The following is a 15,102-nucleotide window of genomic DNA, read 5'->3' as shown; positions in this document are numbered from 1 at the left end:
GTCTCCTTGGCGATCTGCTGGCCGGTGAAGCGCTGGCGACGCAGCGCGAGGATCCGCTCCACTGTCTCCGGCGGCGTCGGCTCGCGCAGCCGGCGCGGCCTTGAGGACCGGTCCTCAAGGCCGCCGAGACCTTCGCTCCGGAACCGCTGAACCCACTTCGTCACCGTCTTGGTCGTCGTGGAGAAGGCCGCGGCAACAACGCTCAGCCGCTCTCCCGCCAGCACACGCCGGACCATCTCGCCTCGACCCCTCGGCGTCAGTCGGGCATTCTTGTGCACGTCCACTCGGATCCCCCCTTGGAAAACTGAAGCTTCGCAACCTCAGCTTCCTCGGTCCGGACCGAGTGGACAACCTATTGGGACCTCACAGCTAGAGCGTTCGGCGGTTCGAATGAACCGCCGAACGCTCATAAGTTCCTGAAGTTAGACCATTCCCTGCGCCGAACCGGCCTCCACTTCGGCGGCGAATGGTCTAGGCCGCGAACAGCCGGCGGAAGGCCGCCTGCATTCGCGCGGCCTCCTCGCCGGTCAGGGCGCCCAGCATCCGGATTTCCTCGGCGATCACCGAGAACGCGCGGCCGGTGTCCCCGGCGCGCGCCGCCTCGATCAGGGCGTTGAAGGCGATCAGCCGGATGCGGCTCGCGGTCTGTTCGATATCGTCCAGCGCGTCGGTCATGATCGCCCGCACGCCAGCGGCCCGTTCCGTTTCCGCCGCCACCGCGTCGGCGAGATCGGCCTCGAGGGCGCCGACGATGTCGTTCAGGAGCGGCAGCAGCACCTCGCCGGCCATGTCGGCCAGCATCCGCGTCTGGCCGGCGCAGCGCGGGTCGCCGCCGGCCAGGCGCCCCAGGCACGCCTCGGCCTGCGAGCCGAAGTCCTCGAGCTCGGCGGCGCCGCTGCGCCCGGAGCGTCCCGGGTTCGCCAGCAACGCCCGGGCGCGCTGGGACTTGAGCGGCGCGAGCCCCCGCGCGGGATCGCCCCTGAGCAGCGCGCCGACGCCGTGCCTGAAGGCCCGCAGCGCCTCGGCCGCCGCCTCGCGCAACTCCCCGACGTCGCCGGCGTCCGGAACCTGGCTCAGGGCGAGCAGCATTGCGACCCGATGCGCCAGCATGCGCTGTCGCCCGGCGATGTTGATCAAGGCCCCCAGCGCCGCCTGGTCCCCTCCGACCGCCTCGCGGCCATCGTCGTTCGCGCTCAGCAATCTCGCCTCCAAGGCGAGCATCGCTGCACACCCGGCCCCAGCCGCACGAGCCTGCGCGGACTCCGGAAGGAAGGAAACGCCCGCGCAGGCGCCGTTCTGGCCAGCCTTCCGGCAGCGGCGCCCACCGGTGAGGCAGGCCCGCGCGCCGTCCCCAAGTCGGAACATGGCGGGTCGTGACGGGTTTGTGATGTTTCTCCCCCTCAGGAGACATCCCATGAAGCTCATCATCACAGCAGCGGCGGTCGGCGCGCTGGCCGTCGGCGGCGGCGCCCTCGCGCAGACCTCCTCCGGCTCCGCCGGCTCCACGACTTCGTCCGGCTCCACCATGAGCGGCCCCGCCGGCAGCAGCATGGACCAGCCCAGCGGATCGGGGATGAGCCGGCCCGCGCCGGGCAGCACCGGCGGCTACGCCACGCCGGCGCCCAGCAACTCCACCAGCACCGGATCCAGCGCCTCGCCGGCCGGCAGCTACGGCTCCGACACCTCGGGCACGGCGACCAGCTCCAAGAAGAACAAGTCGCGCACGCACAAGGGCCACACCAGCAGCTCGTCCGGAACGAGCGGCTCGTCCGACACCTCCGGAACCTCCTCGACCGGCTCCTCCGGCTCCGGCACAGAGATGAACTCCCAGGGGCAGAGCGGCACGACCGGGCCGCGCTGATCGGATCGCCCCGCGTCTGACGGGGTCCGTCACCTCCGCGCGGTTCAGCCGTTGAACACTCGGCAAAGGCGGCGCGGGAGGCTGGGATGGATGGAGTTCGCAGGCGCGGGGACTTCGAGACGCACGAGGTCCTGAACCAGCCGACGCCGCTGACCGGCTATGGCCTCTTCGGGTCGGACCGGGCGCTGGCCGAGGCGATCGCGCGCGAAGGCGCCGCGTGGGCCGACGTGCGGCTGAGCGCCTTCGGCCGGACCGTGGGATCGCCGGAGGTGATCGAGGCGGGCGTGCAGGCCAACCGGAACCCGCCGATCCTGCACGCCTTCGACCGCTTCGGCCACCGGCGCGACGAGGTCGAGTTCCATCCCGCCTGGCACGCCCTGATGCGGCTGGCGGTCGCCGAGGGGCTGCACACCGGCCCCTGGTCGGAGCCGCAGGAGGGCGCCCACGTCGCCCGCGCCGCGGGCTTCTACATGCTGGGCCAGGTGGAGGCCGGCGTGCAGTGCCCGCTGGCCATGACCTATGGCGCCGCGCCGGTGCTCGCCCGCGCGCCCGCGATCGCCGAGGAGTGGCTGCCCAGGCTCTATTCCCGCCGCTACGACCCGCACTTTGCGCCGGCCGCGGGCAAGACCGGCGCCCTGGTCGGCATGGGCATGACCGAGAAGCAGGGCGGCTCGGACGTGCGCGCCAACGCCACCCGCGCCGATCCCGTAGCCGGCGAGGACGGGGTCTATCGGCTGGTCGGCCACAAATGGTTCTTCTCCGCGCCGATGTGCGACGCCTTCCTGGTGCTGGCCCAGGCGGCGGGGGGCCTGTCCTGCTTCTTCGTCCCCCGCTGGACGCCGGACGGGGAGCTGAATGCGCTTCGCCTGCAGCGGCTGAAGGACAAGCTCGGCGACCGGGCCAACGCCTCCAGCGAGGTGGAGTTTCAGGGCGCGTGGGCAAGGCTGGTCGGCGAGGAGGGGCGCGGCGTGCCCGCGATCCTGGAGATGGCGACCTACACCCGCCTCGACTGCGCCGTGGCCAGCGCCGGCCTGATGCGCCAGGCGAGCGCCCAGGCGCTGCACCATGCGAGCCAGCGCACGGCCTTCGAGCGCAAGCTGATCGACCAGCCGCTGATGGCCAACGTCCTGGCCGACCTGGCGCTGGAGACCGAAGCTGCGACCGCCCTCGCCATGCGGCTGGCGCGCGCCTTCGACCGCCAGGACGACCCGCAGGAGGCGGCGCTGCGCCGGCTGCTGACGCCCGCCGCCAAATACTGGATCTGCAAGCGGACGCCGGCGGTCACGGCCGAGGCGATGGAGGCGATCGGCGGCAACGGCTTCGTCGAGGAGGGCCCGATGCCCCGCCTGTACCGCCAGGCGCCGCTGAACTCGATCTGGGAGGGCGCGGGCAACCTCATGGCGCTCGACGTCCTGCGCGTGCTGACCCGCTCGCCGGAGGCGGCGGCGGTCGCGGCCGAGGAGCTGGCGCCCGCCCGCGGCGGGGACTTACGGCTCGACCGGGCTATCGACGAGACGCTCCATGCGCTCGCCAAGCCGCCGGACGAGGCGGGCGCGCGCAGGCTCTGCGAGCAGCTGGCGCTGGCGGTTCAGGGCGCGCTGCTGGTCCGCTTCGCCCCCGCCGCCGTCGCCGACGCGTTCTGCGCCAGCCGGCTGGGCGGCGAGTCCGGCCGAGCGTTCGGCGGCTTGCCCGCGGGCGTGGACTTCCGGGCGATCCTCGAGCGGGCCTCGCCGACGAGCTGATCTCGGAGAGCCGGACCCAGGAGCGGTGCGCACGGCCCCTGGGTCCCGGATCGGCCTTGCCGGCCGTCCGGAATGACGGATTTGACCAAAGGGAGGGAGCAAACACAACGGAAGCCCGGCGTTGCCCTTTTTCAAGGGTGCGCGTCGGGCTTCCTTGGATCGGTCTCTTCCCAGGTTATGGTTGAGGCGCCGACCTCGATCTTCAGGCTTTCGCTTGAAGATCCAGACCAACAATCGTCCGTGGTCCCCCGCAGTTTCAGCTCGGCCATAGATTATTTTTGGCGGCCGCCTGGATCCCCGCTTTCGCGGGGAGAGCGGAGATGGGAAGGGTTCAGCGCCCAACCAGCGCCGCAGCGAGCGTCGGCGGGAGGACGCCGTCGTCGGGAATCACGTCGACCTCCACCGCCAGGGTCTGCACGCCCGAGGCCAGGATGACGCCGTCGATCGGGGCCACGTCGGCGTAGTCGCGGCCGACGGCGAGCATGATGTGGTCGTTCTCGGCGAAGATGGCGTTGGTCGGGTCGAAGCCGATCCAGCCGCGCGCGCGGCCGCACCAGACCTGGACCCAGGCGTGGGTGGCGTCGGCGCCTTCCAGTCGCGGCTGGCCGGGCGGGGGGATGGTGCGCAGGTAGCCGCTCACGTAGGCCGCCGGCAGGCCGAGCCCGCGCAGGCCCGAAATCATGACGTGGGCGAAGTCCTGGCAGACGCCGTGGCGGCGCGCGAAGGCCTCGGGCGTCGGCGTCGAGACCGTGGTGGCCTGCGGCGAATATTCGAAGTCGCGGCGGATGCGCCGCATCAGCTCGGCGCACGCCTCCACGATCGGCCGGTCCGGGGCGAAGCTCTGGCGCGCATAGTCGCTGATCGCCGCGGCGTTGGGCGTGCGCTGCGTCGGATAGAGGAAGGCGGCGGGTCCCTCCGGCCCCAGGTCGCGGTCCTCGAAGGCGCCTCGCCGGACGTCCTGCCAGGCCTCGCTGTGGGCGGGATCGCCGATCGGCGGCACGTGCACGTCGACGCGGGACCGGCTTTCGATCTCCAGCACCTCGTGCGGCGTGTCGATCTGCACGCGCAGGGTGCGCTCTGCGAAGGCGCCGCGGCCGACCTGGGTCTGGGCGGGCTTGGGCTGCACCACCACGGCGCTGCGCAGCACGGTCTGGTTCGGCGTCGAGCGCGGCGTCAGCCGCAGCACGCACTGCGCAAAAGAGACCTCCTCCTCGTAGCGGTAGGTCGTGCGATGGCGAACGGTGTAGATCACGCGAGCCCGGCGAGCTTCACGGTGGGCGCCGCGTTCGCCCCCTGCTGGAAGAAGCGGTCGGCGATGGCGCCGGAGAGGCGCAGCAGGACGTGTTCGAAAGCCTGGATCTCGTCCGCCGTCAGGCCGCCGGCGTCGGCGGTGTCGAGCTCGGTGGAGAGCGGCAGCAGCAGGCGGAGCGGCGGCTCCATCATTCCGTCGTCCTGCAGGGCCGGCAGCGTCTCCAGGTGGGTCTTCAGGGTCGTCACCTGGAAGGCCAGCGAGCGGGTGTTGAAGGGATCGAGGATCACCATGTCGCGCACCGGCGTCCGCGCCAGGCCGACCAGGTAGCGCGCCCGGTAGGTGATCTGGCTGTCGGCCAGGTCCAGCAGAAGGTCGAGATCGTCGGTGGTGGCCTCGTCCGCAGCGAAAGTGCGGGCGAAGCGGCAGGTGTTGATCCCGCGCTCGAGCCTGCGCCCCATGTCGAGGAAGCGCCAGCCGGCGAGGCGGTTCATGTTCTCCTGGGCGAGGCCGGCGAGCGCCGCCAGGATCTGCAGGGCGCTCTCCACCTGCTGCAGCGCCTCGGCCTCGGAGAGCGGGTTCTGGGCCCCCTGCGCGAGCTCGGCCTCCAGGGCGGTGAGCTGGGTCCAGAAGTCGGCGGAGAGCCGCTCGCGCATGGTCGAGGCCGTGCGGCGCGCGCCGCGCACCAGGTAGATCACCGAGCCGTAGGCCTTCTGGTCGTGCAGGGCGTCGCGTGCGGCGTCCAGCGCCCGGCCGCCCAGCGCCGCCTCGTCCAGCGCGCCCCAATCGATCAGCAGCCGCTGCAAGCCGGCCAGGGTCTCGCCGCTGGTGTGGATGGCCGACTCCGAGTTCATCAGGCTGGTGCAGAGGCTGCGCACCAGCCTGAGGGTCGCCTCGGCGCGCTCCAGGTAACGGCCCAGCCAGAACAGGTTGTCGGCCGCGCGGCTGGGCAGGGTCCCCAGGATCCGGCGCACCTTCACCTCGTCCTTGCTGGCGAGCAGGGTGACCTTCTCCACCGGATCCTCGTCGATCACCCAGACGTCGGCGGTGCGCACGTCGTCGCCCATGGAGATGGCGCGCACATCGAGGCGCTCGGAGGTGCGGCAGAAACCGCCGGGCATGATCTGGAAGCCCTGGGGCGTCCAGGCCGCGTAGACCCGCAGCACGAAGGGCGCGGGCTCCAGCCGGCCGTCGTGCAGCACCGGCATGGTCGAGAGCCTGACCACCTCCTGGCCGACGAAATCGCCGGGCCGGTCGGCGAACCTCGCCAGCACCTTCTCGCGTTCGGCCGGCGCCATGTCGCCCACCATCCGCGGCCGGGTCAGCGCCCCGTCGCCGCCAGGCAGGTTGAAGGCCGGCGCCAGCGCCAGGTCGTCGAGGTTCATCTCGACCATCTCGCGCTCGCGGGGCTGGCCGCACCACCAGGTGGCGACGTTCGGCATCTTCAGCTCTTCGCCCAGCACCCGCCGGCAGAGCCTGGGCAGGAATCCCAGGAGCGCGTTGGACTCGAGCAGCCCCGCGCCCGGCATGTTGACGACCGCCACGCCGCCGGCGCGGATCGCCTCCAGGAGCCCCGGCACCCCGAGCTGCGAGCCGCTGTTCAGCTCCAGCGGGTCGACGAAGTCGGCGTCGACGCGGCGCAGGATCACGTCGGCGCGCTTCAGGCCGGCGATGGTGCGGACATAGGCCTTGCCGTCGCGCGCCACCAGGTCGTCGCCCTCGACCAGCAGGAAGCCGAGGTAGCGGGCGAGATGCGCCTGCTCGAAATAGGTCTCGCTGTAGGGCCCTGGCGTCAGCAGGCAGATGCGCGGGTCGGTGCGCCCGGACGCCGCCGCCAGCCCCTTGCGGAAGGCGTCGAAGAAGGGCGCGAGCCGGTGCACGTTCATCGCGTTGTAGAGGTTGGGATAGGCGCGCGAGAGCACCAGCCGGTTCTCCAGCGCGTAGCCTGCGCCGGACGGCGCCTGGGTGCGGTCGTCCAGCACCCACCAGCGCCCGTCGGGCCCTCGGCCGAGGTCGGCGGCGTAGAGCTGCAGGTACTGGCCGCCCGGCGGGGCGACGCCGCTCATCGCCCGGACGTAGTCGACGCTGCCGGTCAGCGCGGCGGCCGGCAGGGCGCCGTCGGCCACCAGCTTCGCCTCGCCGTAGAAGTCGCGCAGCAGGGCCTCCATCAGCCGCGCGCGCTGCTCCACGCCCTCGGCGATCTGCCGCCACTCGCGGTGGTCAAGGATCAGCGGCAGCGAGCCCAGGGGCCAGCTGCGCTCGTTCTCCTCGCCGTAGATGCGGTAGGAGACGCCGGTGTCGCGGATGTGCCGGGTGGCGAGCTCGAACCGGCTCCTGAACTCGTCCTCGCGATATTCCGCGAGCTCGCCCAGGAAGCTCAGCCACTGGTCGCGCGGCCGGCCGCTGGCGTCCATCAGCTCGTCGGGAATGCCCGGCAGGGGCTTGTAGCGGCGCAGCCAGCCGGACAGGCGTCGCGCCGCGGACGCGTCGAGATCCGGCTTCGTCGCAGGCTTCTGAGCTGTCAGCTCAGCCGACACGGGCTCTCCTCAGATTCAGGGTCATCGGGAACTCGTCGCTGACCTCCGCAGGCGGCGTGCGCACGACGCCGGGACGGTGACCATGCTCCCCCGCCGACCCGTCCGTCCATGGAATGTTTCCCTCAGCCTCGACCGTTCTTCGTTTTGCGCGTTGGGCGATCTGCCGAGAGTCAGATCGGGAATGTCCATGGCCGGAATCAGGCGGCGAATTCGCAGCATCGCGCTGCTCGAACAGCTCGGCCCGGGCCTCGTGACGGGCGCGGCGGACGACGATCCGAGCGGCATCGCCACCTATTCCCAGGCCGGCGCCCAGTTCGGTTTCGGCCTGCTCTGGACGCTGGTCCTGACCTATCCGCTGATGACGGCGATCCAGCTCGTCAGCGCCCGGATCGGCCGCGTCACGGGCTCCGGCCTGGCCAGCAACCTGCGCGCCGTGATGCCCGGCTGGGCGGTGACCATGCTCGTGGCCCTGCTGTTCGTCGCCAACACGATCAACATCGGCGCCGACCTGGCGGCCATGGGCGAAGCGGCGGAGCTCGTGGTCGGCCGGGACGGACATTACTTCACGATCGCCTTCGCCCTGGTCTCCCTCGGCCTCCAGCTCTTCATCCCCTACAAGCGCTACGCCGACATCCTGAAATGGCTGACCCTGGCCCTCCTGGCCTATGTCGCGGTGCTCTTCACGGTGAAGCTGGACTGGGCTGAGGCGGCCCGCGGCTTCTGGCCCAGCGCCGGCAATTCCTCGCGACAGGCCATCCTGACGATCGTCGCGGTCTTCGGCACCACGATCAGCCCCTACCTGTTCTTCTGGCAGAGCGCGCAGGAAGTCGAGGAGGTCGCGGACGATCCGAAGGCCGAGCCGCTGAAGGAGGCCCCGAGGCAGGCGAGGCGCGAACTGAGCCGCATCCGGATCGACACCTTCGCCGGCATGGCGGCCTCCAACCTCATCGCCATCGCCATCATCCTCTCGACGGCCGCGACCCTGCACGCGGCCGGCAAGACCGACATCCAGAGCGCCGCGGACGCCGCCAGCGCGCTGAAGCCGGTCGCCGGTCCCTTCGCCTTCGCCCTGTTCAGCCTGGGGATCATCGGCGCCGGCCTCCTCGCGGCGCCGGTCCTGGCCGGCTCGGCCGCCTACGCGATCGGCGAATCCCGCGGCTGGACGTGCGGCCTCGACTACAAGCCCTGGGAGGCGGTCGGATTCTATGTGGTCATCGCCGTGGCCACCTTGCTGGGCGTCGCGATCGGCTGGTCGCCCATCGATCCGATGAAGGCGCTGTTCTGGAGCGCGGTGATCAACGGCGTCGCGGCCACGCCGATGATGGCCGCGATGATGCTGGTGGCGAGCCGCCGCTCGCAGATGGGCCCTTTCCCGGCCGGCTTGCGGCTGCGCGTGTTCGGCTGGCTGGCGACCGCCGTCATGGCCGGCTCGGTGGTCGCGATGGCGCTCAGCTTCGCGGTTTAGGCGCGGCGGCGCGTTGAGGTGTGCGACGCACGTAACTTAACGATGCATTATGGATACGCGCCGATGGTCTAGGCATGCACCGGAGTTCCCCGCCCATTCGCATGCAGTCTGGACTCCCGCCAACATGAATCGCGTATGGCCGTTCCGCGCTTCCTGAAATCATTGATGGGCCATTCGCCCCCCCAGGGAGGGGCGGCGCCCGACGTTGAGCTCGACGGCGTGCTGGCGAGCTCCGACGAGCGCCGCTTCATGACGCTGATCAGTCACGAGCTTCGCACCCCGCTGAACGGGGTCCTGGGCATGGCCGAGGTCATGGCCATGAACGAGCTTTCCGACGACCAGCGCGAGCGCCTGCGGATGCTGCAGCAGAGCGCGGCGACGCTGCGCTCGCTGGTCGACGCGCTGATCGAGTTCTCCTTGATCGAGGCCGGCGAGCTGGAGCTTGACGTGGCGCCGTTCGACCTGCGCGGCCTGCTGCGCAAGGTGCATGCGGCGCATCTTGGCGAGGCCCAGCGCAAGGGCCTGGCCTTCGAGCTGCGGATCGACGACGGCGTTTCGCGGATGGTCAGCGGCGACGCCGACCGTATCCAGCAGGTGCTGAGCGCGCTCGTCGCCAACGCCTTGAAGTTCACCGAAAAGGGTCACATTAGCCTGAGCGTGACGCCTGCGCCGGCCGCCGGCCTGCGCTTCGACGTCCGCGACACCGGCATCGGCATCGCCCAGGAGCACCTCGGCGAGGTGTTCGACAGCTTCAGCCAGGTGGACGGCTCGCTGAGCCGCCAGCACGGCGGCGCGGGCCTGGGCCTGGCCCTGTCGCACCGGCTCTGCCAGGCGATGGGCGGCGAGATCTCGGTCGTGAGCACGCCCGGCAAGGGCAGCCTGTTCAGCGTCATCCTGCCGCTCGCCGCCTGCGAGGTCCGGGAGCCGCGCGCCTCGGCCGGGGCTCCCGAGCCCGCGACCCGGCCGCTGCGCGTGCTGGCGGCCGAGGACAACTCGGTCAATCGCGCCGTCCTCAAGGCGCTCCTCGACCATCCCGGGATCGAGCTCAGCCTGGCCAACAACGGCCAGGAAGCGGTCCAGGCCTGGGAGGCGGGCGACTGGGACCTCGTCCTGATGGACATCCAGATGCCGGTGCTGGACGGGATCGGCGCGGCGCGGCAGATCCGGGCGCGCGAGCGCGAGCTCGGGCGGCGATGGATCCCGATCATCGCCATCACCGCCAACACCACGGCCAAGGACCAGGCGAACTACCGCGCCGCCGGCATGGACGACACCGTCGCCAAGCCGATCAAGCCGGGCGAGCTCCTGTCCGCCATCGCCGCGGCCTTCGCCCAGGACCAGGCCACGGCCGCCGCCACCGGCTAGCTCAGCCGGCCGGCGTGGCGGCGAGCGAGGCGTCCTTCGCCAGCACCCTCCTGCGCCAGGCGACGTAGGGCACGGTCAGGATCGCGCTGACGATCAGGTAGAGCAGCAGGGCCGCCGGCGCCCCCTTCTCGCCGGGGAAGGTCAGGTGGGCGATACCCATGGCGACGCCGGGATGGCGGCAGGCCGTCGCCAGCGCCAGCGCGCTGCGGTCGCCGGGGCTCGGTCCGCCGATCCTTTGGCCGACCAGCAGGCCCAGGCCGACGAAGGCGACGATCGCCAGGAGCGTGCCGTCGCCGAGTTGCGCCAGCACCAGCGGGGCGGCCTTGGCCAGCACCAGGGCCAGGCCCAGCAGGAGCAACACGCCCGCCACCTTGCCGAGCGGCGCCTCGAGACGCGCCGCCAGGCCGGGAGCCGCCCGCCGGACGACCACGCCGGCGAGCGTCGGGCCGAGCACCGTCATCGAGACCAGCTTGATCACTGGACCGGCCGGGATGCGCACGTCCGCCGGGAAGATCCGATCGAGCACGCCGCCCGCGAACGGGATCCAGAAGATCGCGAACACCGAGGCGGAGAACAAAAGCGCCATCACATAGTCGTGGCCGCCGCCGGCCTGCATCAGCTTCCGCGGCAGGAGGGGCGGAACCGGGGATAGCGCCAGCGCGATCAGCATCACCTGCACGGAATGGCGAAGCGGCAGCAGAAGCGCGATCGCCAGCGCGATCGCCAGCATCACCAGGTTCATCGACACCAGCGAACCGACCAGCTTGGCCGGACTGCGCAGCAGCGCCGTCAGTTCCCGCAGCTGGGTTCCGAGCCCGACGGAAAAGACCATCAGCGCGACGCTGGACTTCAGGGTCAGGACGACAAGTTCGGCGAGGGTCATGGCCGCGCCTCCCGCAAAGCCGCGGGTGAGATTGCGCTCCGCCGGACGGCGCAGCGATCCGGCCAAACCCGGACGCAGACCGCTCGGGAAGCCTCTCCTCGGCTGCGGCCAGCAAAGCGCCAGGACAACAGTACTGTCACGCGAGCGCGCTAGTGTCGTCTCAGCTCATCGGCGGACGTTCCATGGTGCAAACGGCGCTCGTCTTCGGCGTGGATCGGCGCGGCCAGGTGCGCCATTCACGCGAACTCGAATTCACCAGCCGCGCCGACCTCCTGCGGCAGCTTGCGCCGGTCTTCGACCAGCATCCGCTGGTCGAGGCGTGGAACGGCGCGATCTGCGTCTGCCGCATGGGGCTCGGAAGTGGGCCCGACCTCGAAGAGGCGGATGCATTTTAGCGCCTGTCGGCCCAGGCTCCTCGTCTCAGCGGCGGGGCGCCGTCCGGACCTGGGCGTCCTGGGCGTGGGCCTGGGCGCCGCCCACCGCATCGTTCAGGCTCTGCAGGCCGCTCAGCAGCATGCCGAAGGCGAGCGTCAGCGCCGCGGCCCCGCCCACGATCAGCCCGCAGCGCTCCAGCATGCCGAGGCTGGCGATCGGCGGCAGGAGGGCGATGCGCGCCGCGGGCGGATCGGCGGCCAGATGCGCCGGAGCCGGCGGCTCGACAGCGGGGCGGGCGATGTCGGCCTCCAGGCTGCGGACCAGCTGGGCGGCGTCGCGCCGGCTGGCCGACCCGAGCTTGGCGCGGGCCCGATTGCAGTAGGTGTCGACCGAGGCCTTCGAGATTCCGAGCTTGCCGGCGATCTCCTTCGACGAGAGTTGCAGGCCGACCAGCCGCAGGCACTCGCGCTCCTGCACGGTCAACAGGCTCAGCTTCGCCCCGCGTTGGTCGTCCGTCATCTGCATGGTCATCAAGGCCCCCACCCCGCCGGCGCCGTCAAACCGCCTGGACCGAACCTAGATCCTATCGAGCGCAATAAGCTATAGCTGCTTCCCGCGGCCTGCACTTTGCCCGGATGCACGCCATTCAGAACGCAGCCGCCATCGCCCCTGTATCTGGCTGTACATATTTCGTGTGGACATACGCAATCAGGACAGACGTCGCTGTCCGATCGCATTAGGGATGATGAATGGACAGGGGGAGCAGCCCATGACCGATGGCCGGTCGCCGACGCCCGAGGACCCACTTCTAGCGCGCGCCCTCGAGCTGCGCGCCGATGTCGAACGGTTCCAGGGTCGCTTCGGGAACATCGTCGGCGAGGGCGGCGACGCCTGTCTGACCTTCAAGTGGGAGGAGCTGGAGCGGCAGCTCGTCGACCTCGCGCCGAGCGACCTGCAGGCCGAGCTGGTGCACCGGCTGGTCGCCCGCACCAAGACCTACGCCGCGCTCAAGCCGGGCGAGATGGTGCTGCGCGAGATAATCAGTATCGCCGCACTGATTCTCGACGAAAGCAGCCTGGAGGTCCGCCCCGCCGCGCCCTAGCCTTGCGCCGGCCCCTCGCGGACACGTAACGGTCGCAAGATCGGCCCCCATGTCGACTTTCCGACGCGGGGAACCACTTCTGAGACTTGCGTCTCCACCCCAATAAGTTCACAGCTTTGGCCTATGCCTAAGGTAGCTTCAGACGCTAGAGCGGCCGACGATCTGGATCGCGCGCTTGGAAACGCCATCCGCCTGCGTCGTCGTTCGCTGAACCTCACGCAAGAACAGCTCGCAACCGCTTGCGGAATCTCGTTCCAGCAGGTGCAGAAATACGAGAACGGCGCAAACCGGGTCTCGTTCTCGCGACTGGTGCAGATCGCCCGCGCGCTCGACTGCCGCGTCACCGACCTGACCAGCGCGCTGGACCAGCCGCAGATCGCGCCGGCGGACTTCGAGTTCCTCAAGCTCATGACCCTGCCGGGCGCCGTCGACCTCCTGAAGCGCTACGAGGCGATGACGCCGGAGTCGCGCCGCCTGCTCGTCGACCTTTTGCAGAGCATCGTCGTCGAGCCTGCCTGACGCCGTCGCGGCCCGCGCCGGCGGCGGGGTGCTGAGCCCGCTGCTCGCTGGGCTTCACCGCATGGCTGAGGTTCATCGCCGTGGTCAGCAGGGCCACGTGGGTGAAGGCCTGCGGGAAGTTGCCGGCGAGACGCCGGCTTTGGGGATCGTACGCCTCGGAGAGCAGGCCGACGTCGTTGCAGAGCGCGAGCACGCGCTCGAACATGCGTCGCGCGTCCCGCTCGCGCCCGAGGCGGGCGTAGGCGTTCGCCAGCCAGAGGGTGCAGGGGAGGAAGGCCGCCTCGCCCGGGGGCAGTCCGTCCTCGGCCCTGCGGGTGTCGTAGCGCAGGACCAGACCCTCGACCGTCAAAAGCTCGCGCTCGACCGCCGCGACGGTGGCCGCGATGCGCGCATCGTCCGGCGGCAGAAAGCCGACGTCGGCGATCAGCAGCAGGCTGGCGTCGGCGCCGGGGTCGTCGTAGGCGCGCTGGAAGCCGCCGGTCGCCGGGTTCAGCCCGTTCTTCAGCACTTGGGCGCGGATCTCGTCGCACAGCTGGCGCCAGGCCTTCACGGGCCCCTCCCGGCCGTGGACTTCGACCGCCTTCACGGCCCGGTCCATCGCCACCCAGGCCATGACCTTCGAGAAGGTGAAGTGGCGCGGGCGGCCGCGCACCTCCCAGATGCCGCAGTCCGGCAGACGCCAGACCCTGGCGATCTGCGCGATGATCTCGCGTTGCACCGCCCAGGTGGCCTGGCCGACGAGGCCGGCGTCGCGGGCGTGATGGAAGGCGTCCATCAGCTCTCCATAGACGTCGAGCTGGAACTGCTCGTGGGCGGCGTTGCCGATCCGGACCGGCGCGGCGGCCTCGTAGCCGGGCAGCCAGTCGGCCGACCACTCCAGCAGCCGGCGCTCGCCGGCGATGCCGTACATGATCTGCATCTCCCCCGGGGCCCCGGCCACGGCCCGCCGCAGCCAGTGCGCCCAGGCCTTCGCCTCGTCGAAGTGGCCGGCGTTCATCAGGGTCAGCAGCGTCAGCGTCGCGTCCCGGATCCAGCAGTAGCGGTAGTCCCAGTTCCGCGACCCGCCGAACTGCTCGGGCAAGGATGTGGTCGGCGCGGCGACAAGTCCGCCGGTCGGCGCGTAGCACAGGGCCTTCAGGGTCAGGAGCGAGCGCCGCATCACCGGAGCGTACGGCCCCTCGAGCCGGCACGACCTCGCCCATCGGGTCCAGAAATCCTGCGCCGCGGCCAGCGCCTGCTCCGGGTCGATGCGCAGCGGCGCGCGCGCGTGGGACAGGCCGAAGGAGAGGACGAACGGCGTCGAGCCGCCGGCCTCGACGGTGAACTCGGACACGGTCGTCAGGTCCTCGCCGCGCAGCGGCGCCGGCGTGCGCAGGATCGCCATGTTCGGGCCGGCGATGGCCCGCAGGGCGCCGTCGCGGCGGCGCGTGACCCAGGGGACGGTCACGCCATAGCCGAAGCGCAGGATCAGCCGCATCCGCATGTCGACCTTGCCCGAGCGGCCGACCACCAGCCGCACCAGGTGCGAGGCGCGTCCGCGGGGCGGCATGAAGTCGATCACCGCAACGGTTCCAGTCGCGGTCTCGAAGGTGGTCTCCAGGATCAGGGTGTCCGGAAGATAGCGCCGGCGGATGCGGACCTCGGGATCGGCCGGCGCGATCCGCCAGCAGCCGTGGGCCTCCTCGCCCAGCAACGCGGCGAAACAGGCGTCGGAATCGAACCTCGGCCAGCACAGCCAGTCGATCGAGCCCCCGCGCGAGACCAGGGCCGCGGTCCGGCAGTCGCCGATCAGGGCGTAGTCCTCGATCCGGCCAGGCATGACCGGTGCGGAATTCGCGGCTGCGGCGACGGTTCCGGGCCGGCGGTTCGCGGCTTGGATGGAGACGCGAACGGCCGCCCAGCGTTTGCGGGGCGGCCGTTTTTCGAACTTGGGTGCGGGGACAGGATTTGAACCTGTGACCTTCAGGTTATGAGCCTGACGAGCTACCGGGCTGCTCCACCCCG

General features: G+C 70.9%; 14 protein-coding genes. 7 read left to right on the top strand and 7 right to left on the bottom strand.

The window, feature by feature from the left end; all coding sequences use genetic code 11:
* Together VJS38_RS01445 and VJS38_RS01440 are read right to left on the bottom strand one after the other, a co-directional pair.
* The coding region (locus VJS38_RS01445) for a leucine zipper domain-containing protein (protein WP_324086376.1) at positions 1 to 284 on the bottom strand (284 nt) is incomplete at its 3' end.
* Between the two features lie 187 nt (positions 285 to 471).
* Positions 472 to 1,200 carry a methyl-accepting chemotaxis protein gene (locus VJS38_RS01440; protein WP_324086375.1) on the bottom strand — a complete coding sequence of 243 codons (729 nt, stop codon included), beginning with the start codon at positions 1,198 to 1,200 and terminating at the stop codon, positions 472 to 474.
* A gap of 214 nt (positions 1,201 to 1,414) precedes the next feature.
* Between VJS38_RS01440 and VJS38_RS01435 the strand changes: the two genes are divergently transcribed.
* Together VJS38_RS01435 and VJS38_RS01430 are read left to right on the top strand one after the other, a co-directional pair.
* Positions 1,415 to 1,861, top strand: a complete 447-nt coding sequence (locus tag VJS38_RS01435) for a hypothetical protein (RefSeq protein ID WP_324086374.1) — start codon at positions 1,415 to 1,417, stop codon at positions 1,859 to 1,861.
* Positions 1,862 to 1,947: 86 nt separating this feature from the next.
* Entirely contained in the window at positions 1,948 to 3,603 is a 1,656-nt protein-coding gene (locus VJS38_RS01430; RefSeq protein ID WP_324086373.1) for an isovaleryl-CoA dehydrogenase, read from the top strand.
* Positions 3,604 to 3,934: 331 nt separating this feature from the next.
* Here the strand turns inward: VJS38_RS01430 and VJS38_RS01425 are convergent, their stop codons facing one another.
* Entirely contained in the window at positions 3,935 to 4,855 is a 921-nt protein-coding gene (locus VJS38_RS01425; protein WP_324086372.1) for a transglutaminase family protein, read from the bottom strand.
* A complete protein-coding gene (locus VJS38_RS01420; RefSeq protein ID WP_324086371.1) occupies positions 4,852 to 7,389 on the bottom strand; it encodes a circularly permuted type 2 ATP-grasp protein in 2,538 nt (845 codons plus the stop codon). The genes VJS38_RS01425 and VJS38_RS01420 overlap by 4 nt, the downstream gene beginning before the upstream one ends.
* A 187-nt stretch (positions 7,390 to 7,576) precedes the next feature.
* On the opposite strand from VJS38_RS01420, the gene VJS38_RS01415 reads away from it, so the two are divergent.
* Together VJS38_RS01415 and VJS38_RS01410 are read left to right on the top strand one after the other, a co-directional pair.
* Entirely contained in the window at positions 7,577 to 8,854 is a 1,278-nt protein-coding gene (locus VJS38_RS01415) for a divalent metal cation transporter (RefSeq protein ID WP_324086370.1), read from the top strand.
* A gap of 135 nt (positions 8,855 to 8,989) precedes the next feature.
* On the top strand, positions 8,990 to 10,219 hold the full coding sequence (locus VJS38_RS01410; RefSeq protein WP_324086369.1) for an ATP-binding protein: 1,230 nt from the start codon (positions 8,990 to 8,992) through the stop codon (positions 10,217 to 10,219).
* A 1-nt stretch (position 10,220) separates the two neighbouring features.
* Here the strand turns inward: VJS38_RS01410 and VJS38_RS01405 are convergent, their stop codons facing one another.
* The gene (locus VJS38_RS01405; RefSeq protein WP_324086368.1) at positions 10,221 to 11,102 is read right to left on the bottom strand and encodes a hypothetical protein; all 882 of its coding nucleotides are present in this window, start codon (positions 11,100 to 11,102) and stop codon (positions 10,221 to 10,223) included.
* A 182-nt stretch (positions 11,103 to 11,284) separates the two neighbouring features.
* On the opposite strand from VJS38_RS01405, the gene VJS38_RS01400 reads away from it, so the two are divergent.
* Positions 11,285 to 11,497 (top strand): hypothetical protein, encoded by a 213-nt coding sequence (locus VJS38_RS01400; RefSeq protein WP_324086367.1) that lies wholly within the window; start codon positions 11,285 to 11,287, stop codon positions 11,495 to 11,497.
* A 25-nt stretch (positions 11,498 to 11,522) separates the two neighbouring features.
* Here the strand turns inward: VJS38_RS01400 and VJS38_RS01395 are convergent, their stop codons facing one another.
* Complete coding sequence (locus tag VJS38_RS01395) at positions 11,523 to 12,008, bottom strand: helix-turn-helix transcriptional regulator (RefSeq protein WP_324086366.1); 486 nt, start codon at positions 12,006 to 12,008, stop codon at positions 11,523 to 11,525.
* 238 nt (positions 12,009 to 12,246) lie between these two features.
* On the opposite strand from VJS38_RS01395, the gene VJS38_RS01390 reads away from it, so the two are divergent.
* Entirely contained in the window at positions 12,247 to 12,579 is a 333-nt protein-coding gene (locus tag VJS38_RS01390) for a hypothetical protein (protein ID WP_324086365.1), read from the top strand.
* A gap of 123 nt (positions 12,580 to 12,702) precedes the next feature.
* Entirely contained in the window at positions 12,703 to 13,098 is a 396-nt protein-coding gene (locus VJS38_RS01385) for a helix-turn-helix transcriptional regulator (RefSeq protein WP_324086364.1), read from the top strand.
* On the opposite strand, the gene VJS38_RS01380 is transcribed toward VJS38_RS01385, so the two are convergent.
* Positions 12,986 to 14,917 (bottom strand): glycoside hydrolase family 15 protein, encoded by a 1,932-nt coding sequence (locus tag VJS38_RS01380; protein ID WP_324086363.1) that lies wholly within the window; start codon positions 14,915 to 14,917, stop codon positions 12,986 to 12,988. The genes VJS38_RS01385 and VJS38_RS01380 overlap by 113 nt on opposite strands.
* Between the last annotated feature and the right edge of the window lie 185 nt (positions 14,918 to 15,102).

The sequence above is a fragment of the Phenylobacterium sp. genome (assembly GCF_035276905.1).
Classification (GTDB): Bacteria; Pseudomonadota; Alphaproteobacteria; order Caulobacterales; family Caulobacteraceae; genus Phenylobacterium.
Note: the sequence above shows the minus strand (reverse complement) of the source record. Positions and strands in the feature narration are given on the sequence as shown.

What these genes read in the sequence shown, in the direction of transcription:
- VJS38_RS01435 (WP_324086374.1), top strand. Translation starts at nt 1,415, where the DNA reads ATGAAGCTCATCATCACAGCAGCGGCGGTCGGCGCGCTGGCCGTCGGC.
- VJS38_RS01430 (WP_324086373.1), top strand. Translation starts at nt 1,948, where the DNA reads ATGGATGGAGTTCGCAGGCGCGGGGACTTCGAGACGCACGAGGTCCTG.
- VJS38_RS01415 (WP_324086370.1), top strand. Translation starts at nt 7,577, where the DNA reads ATGGCCGGAATCAGGCGGCGAATTCGCAGCATCGCGCTGCTCGAACAG.
- VJS38_RS01410 (WP_324086369.1), top strand. Translation starts at nt 8,990, where the DNA reads ATGGCCGTTCCGCGCTTCCTGAAATCATTGATGGGCCATTCGCCCCCC.
- VJS38_RS01405 (WP_324086368.1), bottom strand. Translation starts at nt 11,102, where the DNA reads ATGACCCTCGCCGAACTTGTCGTCCTGACCCTGAAGTCCAGCGTCGCG.
- VJS38_RS01400 (WP_324086367.1), top strand. Translation starts at nt 11,285, where the DNA reads ATGGTGCAAACGGCGCTCGTCTTCGGCGTGGATCGGCGCGGCCAGGTG.
- VJS38_RS01395 (WP_324086366.1), bottom strand. Translation starts at nt 12,008, where the DNA reads ATGACCATGCAGATGACGGACGACCAACGCGGGGCGAAGCTGAGCCTG.
- VJS38_RS01390 (WP_324086365.1), top strand. Translation starts at nt 12,247, where the DNA reads ATGACCGATGGCCGGTCGCCGACGCCCGAGGACCCACTTCTAGCGCGC.
- VJS38_RS01385 (WP_324086364.1), top strand. Translation starts at nt 12,703, where the DNA reads ATGCCTAAGGTAGCTTCAGACGCTAGAGCGGCCGACGATCTGGATCGC.
- VJS38_RS01380 (WP_324086363.1), bottom strand. Translation starts at nt 14,917, where the DNA reads ATGCCTGGCCGGATCGAGGACTACGCCCTGATCGGCGACTGCCGGACC.